This window comes from Marinobacter sp. UBA5687, from assembly GCF_002420325.1.
Taxonomy (GTDB): Bacteria; Pseudomonadota; Gammaproteobacteria; order Pseudomonadales; family Oleiphilaceae; genus Marinobacter; species Marinobacter nauticus.
Genome location: NZ_DIHV01000113.1, coordinates 1 through 15,141, shown reverse-complemented (window position 1 = coordinate 15,141; position 15,141 = coordinate 1). Strand labels below are relative to the sequence as shown.

Annotated in this window: 11 protein-coding genes; 5 read left to right on the top strand and 6 right to left on the bottom strand. The window is 57.0% G+C overall.

The window, feature by feature from the left end; genetic code table 11:
- The 5 genes from groEL to gspD all read left to right on the top strand — a co-directional run.
- Window positions 1-1,146: chaperonin GroEL (groEL, locus tag B3Y70_RS11855; RefSeq protein ID WP_288589854.1), on the top strand; the 1,146-nt coding region annotated here is incomplete at its 5' end.
- Between the two features lie 986 nt (window positions 1,147-2,132).
- Window positions 2,133-3,821: a group II intron reverse transcriptase/maturase gene (ltrA, locus tag B3Y70_RS11850; protein WP_288589852.1), complete on the top strand. Its 1,689-nt coding sequence runs from the start codon at window positions 2,133-2,135 to the stop codon at window positions 3,819-3,821.
- A gap of 240 nt (window positions 3,822-4,061) precedes the next feature.
- Window positions 4,062-4,853: a type II secretion system protein N gene (gspN, locus tag B3Y70_RS11845; protein WP_153740477.1), complete on the top strand. Its 792-nt coding sequence runs from the start codon at window positions 4,062-4,064 to the stop codon at window positions 4,851-4,853.
- Between the two features lies 1 nt (window position 4,854).
- Complete coding sequence (locus B3Y70_RS11840; protein WP_011785502.1) at window positions 4,855-5,703, top strand: type II secretion system protein N; 849 nt, start codon at window positions 4,855-4,857, stop codon at window positions 5,701-5,703.
- 34 nt (window positions 5,704-5,737) lie between these two features.
- Window positions 5,738-7,687, top strand: a complete 1,950-nt coding sequence (gspD, locus tag B3Y70_RS11835; RefSeq protein ID WP_288589849.1) for a type II secretion system secretin GspD — start codon at window positions 5,738-5,740, stop codon at window positions 7,685-7,687.
- An 87-nt stretch (window positions 7,688-7,774) separates the two neighbouring features.
- Here gspD and B3Y70_RS11830 read toward each other — a convergent pair whose 3' ends face one another.
- The 6 genes from B3Y70_RS11830 to purE all read right to left on the bottom strand — a co-directional run bounded on the left by B3Y70_RS11830 (window position 7,775) and on the right by purE (window position 15,118).
- Window positions 7,775-9,754 (bottom strand): M48 family metallopeptidase, encoded by a 1,980-nt coding sequence (locus B3Y70_RS11830; RefSeq protein WP_121206873.1) that lies wholly within the window; start codon window positions 9,752-9,754, stop codon window positions 7,775-7,777.
- A 10-nt stretch (window positions 9,755-9,764) separates the two neighbouring features.
- Window positions 9,765-10,352: a LemA family protein gene (locus B3Y70_RS11825; RefSeq protein ID WP_011785499.1), complete on the bottom strand. Its 588-nt coding sequence runs from the start codon at window positions 10,350-10,352 to the stop codon at window positions 9,765-9,767.
- 23 nt (window positions 10,353-10,375) lie between these two features.
- Window positions 10,376-12,436 (bottom strand): putative bifunctional diguanylate cyclase/phosphodiesterase, encoded by a 2,061-nt coding sequence (locus B3Y70_RS11820; protein WP_022991646.1) that lies wholly within the window; start codon window positions 12,434-12,436, stop codon window positions 10,376-10,378.
- Between the two features lie 256 nt (window positions 12,437-12,692).
- Window positions 12,693-13,271: a superoxide dismutase [Fe] gene (sodB, locus tag B3Y70_RS11815; protein ID WP_011785497.1), complete on the bottom strand. Its 579-nt coding sequence runs from the start codon at window positions 13,269-13,271 to the stop codon at window positions 12,693-12,695.
- Between the two features lie 73 nt (window positions 13,272-13,344).
- Complete coding sequence (locus B3Y70_RS11810) at window positions 13,345-14,463, bottom strand: 5-(carboxyamino)imidazole ribonucleotide synthase (protein WP_014421013.1); 1,119 nt, start codon at window positions 14,461-14,463, stop codon at window positions 13,345-13,347.
- Window positions 14,464-14,626: 163 nt separating this feature from the next.
- Window positions 14,627-15,118, bottom strand: coding sequence for a 5-(carboxyamino)imidazole ribonucleotide mutase (purE, locus tag B3Y70_RS11805; RefSeq protein ID WP_011785495.1), 492 nt, complete (start codon window positions 15,116-15,118; stop codon window positions 14,627-14,629).
- Window positions 15,119-15,141: the final 23 nt, after the last annotated feature.

Below are 15,141 nucleotides of genomic sequence, written 5' to 3'. Positions count from 1 at the left end.
GGTAAAGAAGGCGTCATTACCGTTGAGGAAGGCCGTGGCCTGGAAGACGAGCTGGACGTGGTTGAAGGCATGCAGTTTGACCGCGGCTTCCTGAGCCCGTACTTCATCAACAACCAGGACAACATGTCTGCCGAGCTGGAAGACCCGTACATCCTGCTGGTCGACAAGAAGATCTCCAACATCCGCGAACTGCTGCCGGTGTTGGAAGCAGTTGCCAAGGCCGGCAAACCGCTCCAGATCATCGCTGAAGACATCGAAGGCGAAGCCCTGGCTACTCTGGTGGTCAACAACATGCGCGGCATTGTGAAAGTCAACGCTGTGAAGGCGCCTGGCTTTGGTGACCGTCGCAAGGAAATGCTGCAGGACATCGCCATTCTGACTGGCGGTACTGTGATTTCCGAAGAAGTCGGCCTGACCCTGGAAAACACCACTCTGGATGACCTGGGTACTGCCAAGCGTGTCAACGTGACCAAGGAAAACACCACGATCATCGGTGGCGCTGGTGCCGAGGCTGATATCAGCGCTCGCGTTGAGCAGATTCGCAAGCAGATCGAAGACAGCAGCTCTGATTACGACAAAGAGAAGCTGCAAGAGCGCGTCGCCAAGCTGGCTGGCGGTGTCGCCGTCATCAAAGTGGGCGCCGGCTCTGAAGTTGAAATGAAAGAGAAGAAGGCCCGCGTTGAAGACGCTCTGCACTCCACCCGCGCTGCCGTTGAAGAAGGCATCGTAGCTGGTGGTGGTGTTACTCTCATCCGCGCTATTGCGGCTCTGGACAAGGTAGACGCCATCAACGACGAGCAGAAAGCCGGTGTGAACATTCTGCGTCGCGCCATGGAAGCTCCGCTGCGTCAGATCGTATTCAACGCAGGCGGTGAGTCTTCTGTGGTGGTTGCCAAGGTAAAAGAAGGCGAAGGCTCCTTCGGCTTCAACGCTGCTACCGAGCAGTACGGCGACATGCTGGAAATGGGTATCCTGGATCCCGCCAAGGTAACCCGTTCTTCCCTGCAGGCAGCGGCTTCTGTCGCTTCTCTGATCATCACCACCGAGGCGATGGTTGCAGACGAGCCGGAAGACGAGAAAGCCGGCGGTGGTATGCCGGATATGGGTGGCATGGGCGGAATGGGAGGCATGGGCGGCATGATGTAGTGCGACGAGAGTCGCGTAGGTAGCTGGCCTAGCGGGCTACGTCCAGGCACAGTCCCCTTGTAGGGGGCAGTGTCTCCCACCCGCAAAAATAGCACTGAAAAACCCGGTATTCGGGCTCTTGTACCCGAATACCGGTTCTCCCTTAGGGAGAGCTATATTTGGGTATGGGTTGAGTCCCATGCTCCCCTCGTAACTTGAGGGTAACTGTGCCCGGTTCTGGTGCCTACACCAGAACTGCTCGGCAGAATGCCGTGTCAATCAGGCTATGCTGGTATCTACCGGCGTAAGCCATTTCTGTCATTGTCTCACCCTCTCCAATTCTGGAGTCGGCAGCGAGACCTGTTGTTCAGCCAACAGTAGCCTAGGGATAGTGCACCACTGGTAACGGTGTTGTGCGAAGCTTCCTGACAATGTAGCCCCCGAAAGGGTGAGATCGGCCCGTGAGGGCTATCTCAGAGCCTGCAAGCAACATGCGGGTGAGGCGCTAGGCTGGTCGGTATGGTCAACGTAAGTGAACTGCTGATAAACACCGTCAACCGCAAAGAGCCAAAGTTGCTGTCAGGCTTTGACCAAAAGGTGCGTGGCTGGATACCTCTTTTACATCTGGGGGTACGCTGACACACAGCCACCGGTGGATAGGCAGGACCTAACCCGTCCGTGTGATAGATCTGGAACTCGGTAAGCCCGTATTCCCGCCGTAAGGCAGGCCTACCGCAAGGGACGCTGTTGGGGATGCGTGGTAGAGGAGGTCAGAAAAAGCGAATGTCTGGCTGTAATCGCTGGGATAGGGGTTCAAGATTTGCCCCGACCGGAAACGGTGCTGACTTCTGACTGGTCTTTGATCGCGTTAAGGCTTGTAAAGCCAACAAGAGAGGTCTGATCCCCAAGGGCTCAGACCAAACAATGAATCCCTCGTGGGGTGTTTACTAACCCCGCGAGGGTTAGTGCGCACTGCCGTCCGAGGGTTAACTCTGGAGGACAGCAAGATGTGTACTTCAACAGAAGTATCTGCGTGCTCCCACCTTGCCAATGGATGGCATTCGATTGACTGGGAAACCTGTCATCGAAGGGTGCGTGGGCTACAGGTACGAATCGCGAAGGCGGCTAAGAATCAGCAATGGCGCAGGGTTTCCTCCCTGCAACGGATGCTGGTTCGCTCCTTCTCAGCAAAAGCAATCGCTGTGAAGCGAGTTACAGAAAACCGGGGCAGGAAAACCCCGGGTGTCGATGGCCAAACCTGGAGCACTCCCAGCTGTAAGTGGGAAGCGATTGGTCTGTTGGAGCGTCGAGGCTATAAGCCGCGGCCGCTCAAACGAGTCTATATTCCGAAGTCGAATGGCAAACGCCGGCCGCTAGGAATACCAACAATGCTGGATCGTGCTATGCAGGCTCTATACCTGTTGGCATTGGAACCGGTGTCGGAGACTACGGCTGACCGCCACTCCTATGGGTTTCGTCCTCATCGTTCAACCGCCGATGCGATTGAACAGCTGTTTGTGAATCTGGGGCGCCGTAACTCGGCCACCTGGGTTCTTGAGGGCGATATCAAGGGGTGTTTCGATAACATCAGTCACGACTGGCTCGTTGCCAATGTCCCTTTGGATAGGGCAGTTGTCAGGAAATGGCTGAAGGCAGGATACATGGAGTCCGGCCTGCTGAATCCGACTGAGGCGGGTACCCCGCAAGGGGGCATCATCTCGCCGGTGTTGGCCAATCTGGCTCTTGATGGATTGGAAGAGGTGTTGGAAACCCATTTTGGGAAGAAAAACACCAAAGCCAGTTACAAGACCAAGGTCAACTATGTGCGCTATGCGGATGACTTCGTCATCACCGGTATCTCGAAAGAGTTACTGGAAGAAGAGGTTCTGCCACTCGTTGAGGCCTTTATGGCTGAGAGGGGGCTGGAGCTTTCGGCGGAGAAAACCGTCGTTACGCACATAAATGACGGGTTCGACTTCTTGGGTCAGAACATCAGGAAGTACGGGGATAAGCTGCTAATAAAGCCGTCCCACGACAACCTGAGAAGCTTTCTTAAGAAGGTAAGGGACGTGGTGAAAGGTAACAAAACGGTTCCGGCGTGGATGCTGGTGGATATGCTCAATCCGATAATTCGGGGCTGGGCGAACTACCACAGACACGTTGTGGCTAAGGAAACCTTCAACTACGTGGACTATCGTATCTGGAAGTTGCTTTGGCAGTGGTGCAAGCGGCGGCATTTAAACCGCCGTAAGCGCTGGGTGAGGGAGAAATACTTCAGGCGCGCTGGGAAGCGAAGCTGGGTATTTTCCGACGTATACCCCGGCGGCAAGATCGCCGCACTGCTTTATGCAAACGACATGAAGATTCAGCGGCACACGAAGATCAAGGCTGAGGCCAATCCGTATGACCCAATGGACGAACATTACTTCGAGAAACGCATGGACTACGCGTGGAAAATCTCGGAATATGGACAACGGAGAGTGCATAAGCTTTGGATTCGCCAGTTCAAACGCTGCCCGATGTGCAATCAGCACATTACGTTCGAAACGGGATGGAATACCCACCATGTTCACGAGCGACACAAAGGCGGTAGTAATAAGCTGGAAAACTTGGTGCTGTTGCATCCGAACTGTCATCGACAGTTACATCAACAAGGTCGTCGGCTCGCTCCTTGGAGTGAGCTTACAAAGGCTTGAGCCGTATGCGGGGAAACTCGCACGTACGGTTCTTAGGGGAGGGGTGGCCAGCAATGGCCGCTCCTTACCCGACATGCCGGCCAGATCCCGAACAGGTCTCAGTTTCTGAGGCCTGGCCCGATCTACCCCTGAAAACCCCGCGCTGGTTCACACTGGCGCGGGGTTTTTCGTTTTTTTGTCATGAACTTGCCCAATGGCTTTGTTAGACTCGGCTACCGGTTTTTAAATGTGCCAATTGCAATGACTGAATCCCGACCAAAATCCTTTCTCGGCCCTGGCAAAGTGGTTCTGCTGCTGTTGCTCGGTCTGCTGGTTTACGGGATCACGCTGATTGTTCTGGTTCCGGCTGGCTGGCTCTGGCAGCAGGCCTCGGCCCAGGTGCAGCTGCCAGAGCAGGTTCGGGTGCAGCAGGTATCCGGGCGTCTCTGGGATGGGGCCGCAGGGGTTGTTGTGGCTGGTTTTCCGGCACGCCTGGAATGGCAATTTGGCTGGCCATCGCTGTCCGGGGTGACATTACCGCTGCAATTTTCCGTGTCTTCATCACAATCCCGCGTGGAAGGGGTAGCCCGTGCCGGTTGGCAGGGTAATTTTGAGGTCAGTGCCAATGGGCTGATAGCGGTTGCCGAGTTCGAGCAACTGATACGCCAGAGCGGTGGCGCCATGATTGAGGGAACCGTGTCTGTGGATCGCTTCGAGATGTCCTGGGCAGACGGTCGCCTGAAGTCAGCAGACGGGCTCGGGCGCTGGGATGGTGGCAGGGTTACCTGGCCGATGGGCAATCAGGTGGGCCAGGCCGTGTTTCCTCCCATGCAGGCAGATCTGGACACCGTGGACGGAGGCGTTTCACTGGTAGTGGCAGAGCAGGGTGCAAGCGGGCCGGCGGCTGATGCCAGCATACTCTGGGATGGCATGATGGAACTGCGGGTGTACAAGCGCATGGTCGATCTGGCGCAACAGCCCTGGCCAGATTCTGCAAGGCCGGGTGACGTAGTGTTCCGGGTCCGGCAGCCATTGCTGCCCGGAGGCCTGTAATATGATGAAGCTGTCGGTGGGGCGTCAGGAGCGGTTCTCGCGTACATTGGCGAATCTGCTGTTGCTTGCGCTGGTGCTTTACCTTGCGGTAGAGCTGGCGAAACTAACCTGGTTGATTGCCTGGAACGACCGGCCTGTACCGGAAATCTTCGGGCAGACGGCTGCCGGCGCTGAGGTCCGTAGCCGAGTGTCAGAGGCTCCGATCGCCGGTTATGAGTTCTTCGGGAGACCGGATAATCAGGTGGGTGTGGCCGACGTGGTGCGCCGCTCTGCACCGGAAACCGGGCTGCGCCTGAGGCTGGAAGGAGTGCTTGTCGGGCAGCGTCCGGAGGACTCCGGTGCTATAGTTGCCGGAAGTAACGGCGAAACCGAATACTATCGGGTTGGCGACCAGTTACCGGGCAACGCTGAGCTGGCGGAGGTCGAGGCTGGAAGAATTCTGCTCCGCAGGGGGGGGAGGTACGAATCCCTGGCGTTTGAGGAACAGATAGAGACCGGAGCGCTGGTTGCGGAAGAGCCGGTGCAAACGGCAGAATCGCCGGATACCTACCTGGAAGACGCCAGAGCGCGGCTGGACAGTGAAGGCGTGGCTGCACTGGCAACCTACGGTCTGCAGCCTGCAGAGGATCGCGGCGGGTATGTGTATGATGGCTCGAACGCCATGCTGAACGCCGTGAATCTGCGTCCGGGAGATATCATTACCTCGGTGAACGGTCAGCCTCTGGGCGACATCGAGCAGGACAAGCAGCTGCTGGACAGTTGGCGTAGCCAGCCGCAGCTGGATATTGAAATTGAACGTGACGGAACCCTGCTGACGGTCAGTTACGCCATACCCGAACAATGGCGCTGACAGGGTACTCAAAAAAACAGGACGATATCGCCAGATGTATAACCACAGGATCAACCTCCTCCAGGCAATCATGTTCGCGCTTTTACTGCCGCTGGCTTCGCTGGCGCAGGCGCAGGAAGAAACCTGGAGGCTGAACCTCAAGGATGCGGACATTCGGGCCTTCGTCACCCAGGTGGCAGACATAACCGGCTACAGCTTTGTGGTGGATCCACGGGTTAAAGGGAAAGTGACGGTATTGTCCAGTGCCCCCATGAACAAGGACGAAATCTACGATCTTTTCCTGGCAGTGCTGAATGTGCACGGTTTTACTGCGATCCCCGGAGAGGAAGTCGTCAAAATTGTCCAGCAGGTCGATGCCAAACAGTCTGCAGAGAACCTGAACAGATTTCCGCAAACGCCCTCCGAGCAACTGATCACCCGTGTTATCCAGATTGATAATGCCAACGCCCTGGAACTGGTTCCGATTCTGCGGCCGCTGGTTGCCAAATACGGCCATCTGGCGGGCGTGGCTGCGGCAAACGCCCTGATTGTCAGTGATCATGCCTCTAATATCGCTCGCATTGAACAGATCGTTCGGGAACTGGACAGCCCCTCAAAATACGAAGTGGAAGTGATTCAGCTGCAGGAAGCCTGGGTTGGTGACATGGTGACCCTGCTGCAGGAGCTGGCACCAGAAGAGCTTGGCCGCGCTGGCGGTGAGAATGCCGCACGCAAATACAGCGTGACAGCCGACGAGCGCAGCAATCGATTGATTCTGCGCGGCGACGAAACCTTTCGGGACAAGATGCGCGGTTTGATTCTCCAACTGGACCAACCGTCTGCCAGTGGCGGGACCACCAAGGTGATTCGTCTTCGTCATGCCGATGCCAAGACCCTGACCGAAATACTCAAAGGTGTGATGGGTGAGGTAGTGAAAGAGAGCAGCGCTGGCGGCAGCTCGGGTGGCTCTACCGGGAATCCGGGCAGCAGCTTTTCAGTCTTTGCTGATGAAGGGCTGAATGCTCTCGTTGTCCGGGGGGACCCCTCCCTGATGCAGGAAGCCGAGCAGATTGTGGCACAGTTGGATGTGCGCCGTGCCCAGGTGATGATTGAAGCGGCTATTGTGGAAATCAGTGATGAGCTGGGCGATCAGCTCGGGGTGCAATTGGCGGCTGGCGATGAGTCTGCAGGTTCATTTCCGGTGCTGGGTACAAACCTGACCAGTGGCCAGGGTATGGTTGGCCTGAACTCCGTGATTGGAGCTCTGGTGGGTGACACTATTCCGCAGCTAGCCGGCGGGTTGACCGTCGGTGCCGGGCAGCGTGATGAGGATGGTGTCACCTGGGGCTTACTGATTCAGGCACTGTCCTCTTCTTCCGCGGCGAACCTGTTGTCTACGCCCAGCATTATTACCCTCGACAATCAGGAATCTGAAATTATCGTTGGCCAGAACGTACCGTTCCGTACTGGCCAGTCTACCGTGACCGGAGACGGGACCACCAACCCGTTTACCACCATCGAGCGGCGCGATGTGGGGTTGTCGCTGAAAGTCACGCCTACGATCAGTGCCGATGGCCTGGTGCGTCTGGTGGTTGAGCAAACGACCGAGGACATTTCCACAACCAGCGTTGATGGTGCATCCGATCTGATCACCAACAAACGTGAGATTAAAACCACCGTGCTGGCGGATGACGGTGAGACCGTGGTACTGGGCGGTCTGATCAAGGACGATTACCAGGTCAGCAAGAGCAAGGTGCCGCTGCTGGGCGATATCCCGGTGCTTGGTCGCTTGTTCTCTTCTGAATCCGAGACCCGCGTTAAGCGCAACCTGCTGGTTTTCCTTCGCCCCACGATTATGCTGGGTAAAGCAGATGCTGTGGCGGCGACCACTGAAAAGTTCAACCGCCTCTGGGATGTGAACCTGGAAGTGCGGGAAAAGCTTGGCTTGCCCCAGGAAGAATCCGATCCGTCGGTCGATATGCTGTTTGAAGGGCGCCGGCAGTAGGGAGTTGTGCTGACGAGACAGCGTGGATAACCGCGCTGTCTGATCATCGCCCTGGCGAGCAGGACCGGGGCGGTGCTTCGAGTGCTCTTAGAGTGGCGGCATCGGGCAGTCCAGCTGATCCGCCACCAGCCTCATTAATTCGTATTCCTTAACTTCCACCTTTCCGTCGTGACTGATGCAATGTCCGCAGGCATCAATAATGGCAGGCTTCAGCAGTGGAGAGAGCTTGCTGAGAACATTCAGAGCAGCTCTCAGGTTCTGCATGGTGATCTTGCTGTGCATAGTTTCGTCGTTTCCGTTGCCAAACCCGGAAATAGCTTCCTGATAGAGCGCTTGAGCCTTTTCCGGTGCTTCGGTGCCGGCCCGGGCGAACAGGCTCAGCACCTGTTCAATGGCGGGTTTGACTTGCCGGAAGCTTCGGTATTTCACGGGCACCACCTGCCCGGAGCCACGGCCTAGATGCCGCCACAGGAAGGTGGTGAGTGCGAGCTCGAACAGGGTCACCCGGTTGTCCGCCTGAACCAGCGTCTGAATGTTTGCGAGAAGGGTATCCCGCTCCTCCGGGTCGAGCTTTCGCAACGCCGGCATGGCCAGTTCAAGCATTGGAAAACGTGCGCGTTCGCCAAGTTCTTTTAGGGATGGCAGTAGTTTGCCAAGCAACTCGGGTTGGGCGCCCAGCACGGAGTGCTCTGGTATGAGAGCAAGCCTCTCGGTTTGCTCGGGGTCCGTCAGTTCGTAAATCACCAGGCCATAGCAAAGCTGAACGGCCCCAGCCCGGGTATATAACAGGTTGCGAAAGGTCGATGGCAGTTTCTTCAGGAGACTGCTGGCGAAGCGCTCGCTGTCCGCGGAAACCGTGCCAACGCGGCTGGACAGCGCAGGGGTTGCCGTCGGAGATTCGTTGGTCAGGGAGCTCGCCAGAGGCGATAGGCTGTACTTTCGGGTGCCTTGAGCGGGTTCGACTACCTGGCTCACCAGGTCTCCAATGGCTGCCTTATCCGGATTGCGGCCTTGTCCCTGCAAGCGTGAGCCCGGTTCGGTATCCCGTAGCCTGCTGCGCAGGCGTGCCATCAGCCCTGGCTGGATGGCGTTGATTCGTTCGTCAATGGGAGGGTGGGATGCCAGCAGGGAGGTGAATTTCATCCTTGCTGCCTCGCCGAAACACATGTGGTTCATGTCGCTGGCATGGCTGGTAGTGTCCAGATACCCGCCTTTCATCCCGATTTTGAACAGGGCGGCGCCAATGCCTTCGGGGTTACGAGTGAACTGAACGGATGACGCGTCGGCCAGCATCTCCCGCTGACGTGAGACGGCCGACTGAATGAGCCGGCCAAAGAACACGCCGACATAACCGATCACCATCAAGGCCAGCCCGATCAGCCCCATGGCGGCCTGTGCCCGGCCGTCCCGGTTTCGGCTACGACCGCTGCTGTAGAAGCCGGCCCTCAGGAGAAACTGGCCAATCTGGCCGATCATCAGTATACCGGCCAGCAGGGCGATCAACCTGACATTGATGCGCATATCGCCGTTGAGGATGTGGCTGAATTCGTGGCCTACCACGCCCTGGAGTTCGTCCCGGTTCAATTGGGTCAGGGCTCCGTGGGTAACCACCATCACCGCTTCACCAGGGGTGTAACCGGCCACAAAGGCGTTGATGCCGGTTTCATGGTCCATCACGTAGAGCTCCGGTACCGGAACACCACTGGCAATTGACATTTCCTCGACGATATTGCGCAGTTTGCGTTCTTCCGGGTCGCGGGTGTCCGGATCGATAGCCCTGGCACCAACCATTCGCGCGACGCGCGTGCCGCCTCCGGCGAGGTCCACCCAGCGTACCAGGGAGCCGATGCCAATCAGCGCGACCACCGCACCGGCGGTTGTCAGGCCATGGCTGGACAGTAGCCAGTAATGAAATGGCAGGGCCGAGGTCTGGCTGCGGGTCACCATGTAACCCACCAGACAGACCGCCAGAGTAATCAGGGTGACTGCGGTGAGAAACAGCACAACCAACAAGCCAGTGTTGCGCCGGGCACTGGCCTGGCGCTGGAAGAATCCGGGGCTCGCCATGAATCAGGCCTCAGAAACTGACTTTCGGAGCCTGGCGGGCCTCTGGAGATTCAAGCTGGAGCTGGGCGGTTTCCTTGAACGCAAACAGGCCAGCGACCAGATTGTTGGGGAACTTCTCGCGGAAGATGTTGTAGTTCATCACGCCATCGTTATACGCCTGGCGCGCGAACGCGACACGGTTCTCGGTGCTGGAGAGTTCTTCCATCAGTTGCTGGATGGTCTCGTTGGCTTTCAGCTCAGGGTAGTTCTCGGCCACGGCGTAGAAATTGGCGAGGGCTTTGGTCAGCAGGTTCTCGGCGCTGCCAAGGCGTTGGATCTTGGTGCTGTCGCCTGGGTCACGGGCTGCATCTTTCTGAGCACTGACCGCGTTATTGCGTGCTTCCATTACCTGGGTCAGGGTGGACTTTTCATGGTCCAGATAGGCTTTGGCGGACTCCACCAGGTTGGGGATCAGATCGTGGCGGCGCTGAAGCTGGACATCAATCTGGGCAAAGCCATTCTTGAACTGGTTGCGCAAAGAGACAAGCTGGTTGTAGATAAACACCAGATAGAGGATGACAACGGCAATTACTACAAGACCGATGACAGTCGTTCCCATGACTACTCCTAAGGGCTAAAGGTTCAGGCGTTATTTTCCACGATCCGGGCGTGGAAAGTCTGTACGAAATTCTCAAAATCTCTGGGTAACAGGGGCTTGGAGAAGAAATACCCCTGAGCAAGCGCGCAGCCACGCTGGCTGAGGTAATACTCCTGCTCTGCTGTTTCCACACCTTCTGCGACGACGGTCAGATTCAGGCTCTTGCCAAGGTCGATGATGGTGTTGGCAATTCGGGTATCTTCCTCGTTGATCAGCAGGTCCCGAATGAACTGCTTGTCGATCTTCAGATGCTGTACCGGCATCTGCTTCAGATAGGTCAGCGATGAATAGCCCGTGCCGAAATCATCAACCGCAATACTGATGCCGGCCCGATGCAGCCGATGCAGCTTGGCGACCGCATCGGTGAGGTTGGTCATAAAACTGGTTTCGGTCACTTCCAGTTCCAGGCGTCCCGCCGGAATATTATGACGTTTCAGGGTGTTGAGAATATCGTCAACAATGGATTCCTGGCGTAGCTGAACGGCGGAAAGGTTCACGGCGATTCTGAGGTGAGTACCTTCGGATGCCCAGCGAGCGGCCTGCCAGCAAGCCTGATCCAGGACCCATTGACCAATCTCGACGATGGAACCATTCGCTTCCGCTACCGGAATGAAAAGGTCCGGGGGAATCATGCCGTGTTCAGGGTGTTCCCACCGCAGCAGTGCTTCTGCACCAATAACGCGCCGGGTCTCCAGATTGATCTGTGGCTGGTAGACCAGATGGAATTCGTGGTTTGCGAGGGCCTGGGCCAGGTCCTTTTCCATCTGTTTGCGTTCGCGAATTTCCTTGTCGATGCTGGCCACATAGAACTGGAAGTGGTTGTGCCCGGTCTGCTTCGCCAGTGCCATGGTTTGTTCGGCGCTCTGGAGCAAGCGATCGGCCTGGTCGGCATCTGACGGAAACAGGGAAATCCCCAGGGTGGCGGTCATGGAAATCCGGTGGTTGCCCGAATTGATGGGGGAGCCGATGGTAGCGAGTACCTTCTCGGCGGTTTCCGCCGCCTGGAATCCATCGCGCAGATGTTTCTCAACAATGACGAACTGGTCGCTGCCCAGCCGCGCGACATTGAATCTGTCGGATGAGAGGTTGGCGGTCAGGCGACTGGCCACCGTTTGAAGGATGGTGTCGCCGGTGCGGAAACCGCACTGCTCATTGACGGATTTGAAGTCGTCAATACCGCAGACCATCAGAGCGATAGAGCTGTGGCCTTCCTGGGCTCGTTCAATAGCGCCCTGAAGATCTTCCATAAAGGCATCGCGGCTGGGCAGGCCTGTCAGTGTGTCGTAACGGGCCAGTCGGGTGACCCGGTCCTCTGCTTCCCGATGTTTTTTCTGGGTATCTCCGATGGCTACGAGCAGATTGTTGGTGGCGTTAACCCAGAGGCCAAGTTCGTCGGCCCGGTGTCCTTCCGGGATCGAAACCAGGCGATCGTCCGGGTGTGCCGGGTCCACCTTTTTGACCGACTGCACAATGCGCAGCAGCGGGCGGGTCAGCAGCAGATGGAACACCACGAACAGTACGATGCCAAGAATGAGTGCCAGGGCGATGCCTGATGCAAACGTCACCAGTGCTCGGCCGAGCCAGGTTCGAGCATAGGGGGCGGTGTCGTAGTGAACCTCAAGATAGCCGTAGACAAGATCCGGATTGCTGCCTCGCGTGAGACTCTCGCGGTATTCGCGAACCTGGCCGAATATCGGATCAGTTAAAGGGCGAAACGGGGAGTCCTGCAGAGGCCGTAGCCGATCACCCAGTTCATCACCGTCGGGATGGGTGATTTTGGCCATGTGAATGGGTTCCAGGGCGAACAGTCCATCCACCACCTGTTGGGCGAGCGTGTCATCAATGCTGAAAACGGCCTGGGTGGCAGAGTCTTCTACCATGGCAAGGGTCTGGGCTGCATCACGCTCCAGTTCAGCGGATACCCTCTTTGCATCCAGCACCACCTGTACCGCGCTCATCAGAATACCGCTCAGCAACGCGACGAGCAGTACCCATCGGAGAATGCGGTATCCGAGGTGGTTCTCTACTTCAAAGGTTTTTTGCATCCGCTGTTCTTGGCTCATCTGTCTGATTGGTTCTGTCGGACCCTGCGACAGGATCTATCACGCGGCACATGACAGTATGGTTCAGATTCCTTTCAACTTCATGGAGTATGGACGATTTTTTCAGAGTTTCTTGTGGATGCGTGTGTCGATTTGTTTCGGTTTCGTCGCATTCAGATACAGAAACGCCCGCAGGGGTTCCCGTGCGGGCGTTTGGTCAACGGTCAGGTTGTTGCTACCTACCGTTGTTCCGGCTGGATCAGGCCAGGTTTTCGTTCACGAAATCCCAGTTGACCAGGTTCCAGAACGCTTCCAGGTAATTCGGACGGCTGTTCCGGTAGTCGATGTAGTAGGCGTGCTCCCAGACATCAACGGTCAGTACCGGCTTGTCGGCGCCGGTCAGCGGAGTTTCGGCGTTGCTGGTGTTGGCGATGGCAACACTGCCGTCAGCTTTTTTTACCAGCCAGGTCCAGCCAGAACCAAAGTTGTTGGCGGCCTTGTCGTTGAATTCTTTCTTGAAGTCTTCGAAGGAGCCAAAGGCCTTCTCGATGGCTTCTTTGGCGGCGCCGGTGGGTTCACCACCACCGTTCGGGCTCAGGCAGTGCCAGTAGAAGGTGTGGTTCCATACCTGGGCTGCGTTGTTGAACAGCGGGCCGCTGGCGCTCTTGATGATGTCTTCCAGAGACTTGTTGGCATTCTCAGTACCTTCAACCAGACCGTTCAGCTTGGTTACGTAGGTGTTGTGATGTTTGCCGTAGTGGTACTCAAGGGTTTCCTGAGAGATGTGCGGTTCCAGTGCGTTTTTTTCGTAAGGCAGTGCGGGAAGTTCAAATGCCATGAGGTCGTTCTCCCTGGTTCTCTCTGTTTATGTGAGTTGACACTCTCGCAATATAAGGGCGGTTTGAGTTAAATCAACCCTTTGTTGTGAGAGAGCTTTTAAACTCGGGGCTGCCGGGCAGAAACTGAGCGCAGTTCCGGACCCGCCAGACCAGCTCTTCATAACTGTCTGCGAGAATGTTCACATGCCCGAGCTTGCGCCCTGGGCGCTCCCCTTTATTGTAGAGGTGAAGGTGAGCGTAGGGCAGTTCCAGCATTCGTTCAATGTCGCCGTGCTCGCCGATGATATTAATCATGCAGCTCAGGCCGCGTGCCTGAACATTGCCCAGAGCATGTCCGCTGACCGCGCGAATGTGATTCTCGAACTGGCTGGTCATGGAACCCTCAATGGTCCAGTGTCCGGAATTGTGAACCCGGGGTGCCATTTCGTTTGCTACCAGGCCGTCCTCGGTCTCAAACAGTTCCAGAGTCAGTACGCCCACATAGTTCAATTCGTTCAGTAGTGCCTTGATATACTTTTCAGCATCTTGCTGGACATGGGGTTGCAGTCCGGGTGCCGGGGCAATTGAGTAGCGCAGAATGCCCTCGTGGTGCGTGTTCTCGGCCATGGGGTAGAACGCCACATCGCCATCCTCGCCGCGAACAGCGATGATGGACACTTCGCGTTTGAAGTCAACGAACTTCTCCACGATTACCCTGGGATGGCCGATGGCGGTCCAGGCTTCTTCTGCCTGTTCCGGATCTCTCAGGACTGCCTGGCCTTTGCCGTCGTAGCCCTCAGTGATGGATTTGGCTACCACCGGGCAGCCAAGTGCCTCGGCAGCGGCTTTCAGGGAAGCGGCGCTATCAGCGACTTTCCATTCCGGCGTTGGAATGCCAAGCTGGCCGAACAGGGTTTTCTCTGCCTCCCGGTTCTGGCAAATCTGAAGCGCCCGGGGGCAGGGGTGAACCGGCTTGTGTTGGGCCAGCTTCTCCGCCACTTCAACAGGCAGGTGCTCGAATTCGTAGGTTACGCGGTCGACGCGGGAGAGGAAGTCGTCCAGGTAGCTGCCGTCGCGATCCACAATGACTTCCCCCAGACCAGCGCTGGGGCTGCCGGACATGTCGTAGAACACAAATTCCTTTGCGAGGGGGTATCCGGCAAGGGCCAGCATGCGCCCGAGTTGGCCGGCTCCTAGTACACCGATTCTCATCTGGTTCTCCTGCTCTTTATTTGGGGCGACGCCAGAGCGGGCCGGGGAGGGCTTTCCAAAACTGTTGAGGGCCATGGACGGCCCGAAACAAGCGCACAGGGAGGTGCTTGTAGCGTGTTTTGGAAAGCCCTCCCCGGCCCGCTCGCCTGGTCTCGGTAATAGGTTATTGATCCCTGGGGTCAGGGTTGTCCAGAATCGTCTGGGTCTGGTTTTTCCTGAAGTCTTCCACTGCCTGGCGAACCTTGTCGTCGAACGTACCAACGATCTGGGCTGCCAGCAGGCCTGCGTTGGTGGCGCCAGCCTTGCCAATCGCCAATGTGCCAACAGCAATGCCGCCTGGCATCTGCACGATGGAAAGCAGCGAATCCAGGCCATTCAGTGCTTTTGATTGTACGGGCACGCCCAGCACCGGCAAAGATGTTTGTGAGGCAACCATGCCCGGCAGGTGCGCCGCGCCGCCGGCGCCACCGATGATGACCTTCAGTCCGCGATCGGCCGCGGTCTTGGCGTAATCAAAAAGCAGATCCGGTGTGCGATGGGCGGAGACAACCCGGGTTTCGTAGGGCACGCCGAGTTTGTCGAGCATATCGGCAGCGTGTTCCATGGTGGGCCAGTCAGATTTGGAGCCCATGATGAGTCCAACAAGCGGCTGCATAAGCAACAGTCCTGTGATAATTG

Coding starts and splice junctions, on each gene's coding strand:
- ltrA (WP_288589852.1), top strand. CDS start 2,133: ATGTGTACTTCAACAGAAGTATCTGCGTGCTCCCACCTTGCCAATGGA.
- gspN (WP_153740477.1), top strand. CDS start 4,062: ATGACTGAATCCCGACCAAAATCCTTTCTCGGCCCTGGCAAAGTGGTT.
- B3Y70_RS11840 (WP_011785502.1), top strand. CDS start 4,855: ATGATGAAGCTGTCGGTGGGGCGTCAGGAGCGGTTCTCGCGTACATTG.
- gspD (WP_288589849.1), top strand. CDS start 5,738: ATGTATAACCACAGGATCAACCTCCTCCAGGCAATCATGTTCGCGCTT.
- B3Y70_RS11830 (WP_121206873.1), bottom strand. CDS start 9,754: ATGGCGAGCCCCGGATTCTTCCAGCGCCAGGCCAGTGCCCGGCGCAAC.
- B3Y70_RS11825 (WP_011785499.1), bottom strand. CDS start 10,352: ATGGGAACGACTGTCATCGGTCTTGTAGTAATTGCCGTTGTCATCCTC.
- B3Y70_RS11820 (WP_022991646.1), bottom strand. CDS start 12,436: ATGCAAAAAACCTTTGAAGTAGAGAACCACCTCGGATACCGCATTCTC.
- sodB (WP_011785497.1), bottom strand. CDS start 13,271: ATGGCATTTGAACTTCCCGCACTGCCTTACGAAAAAAACGCACTGGAA.
- B3Y70_RS11810 (WP_014421013.1), bottom strand. CDS start 14,463: ATGAGAATCGGTGTACTAGGAGCCGGCCAACTCGGGCGCATGCTGGCC.
- purE (WP_011785495.1), bottom strand. CDS start 15,118: ATGCAGCCGCTTGTTGGACTCATCATGGGCTCCAAATCTGACTGGCCC.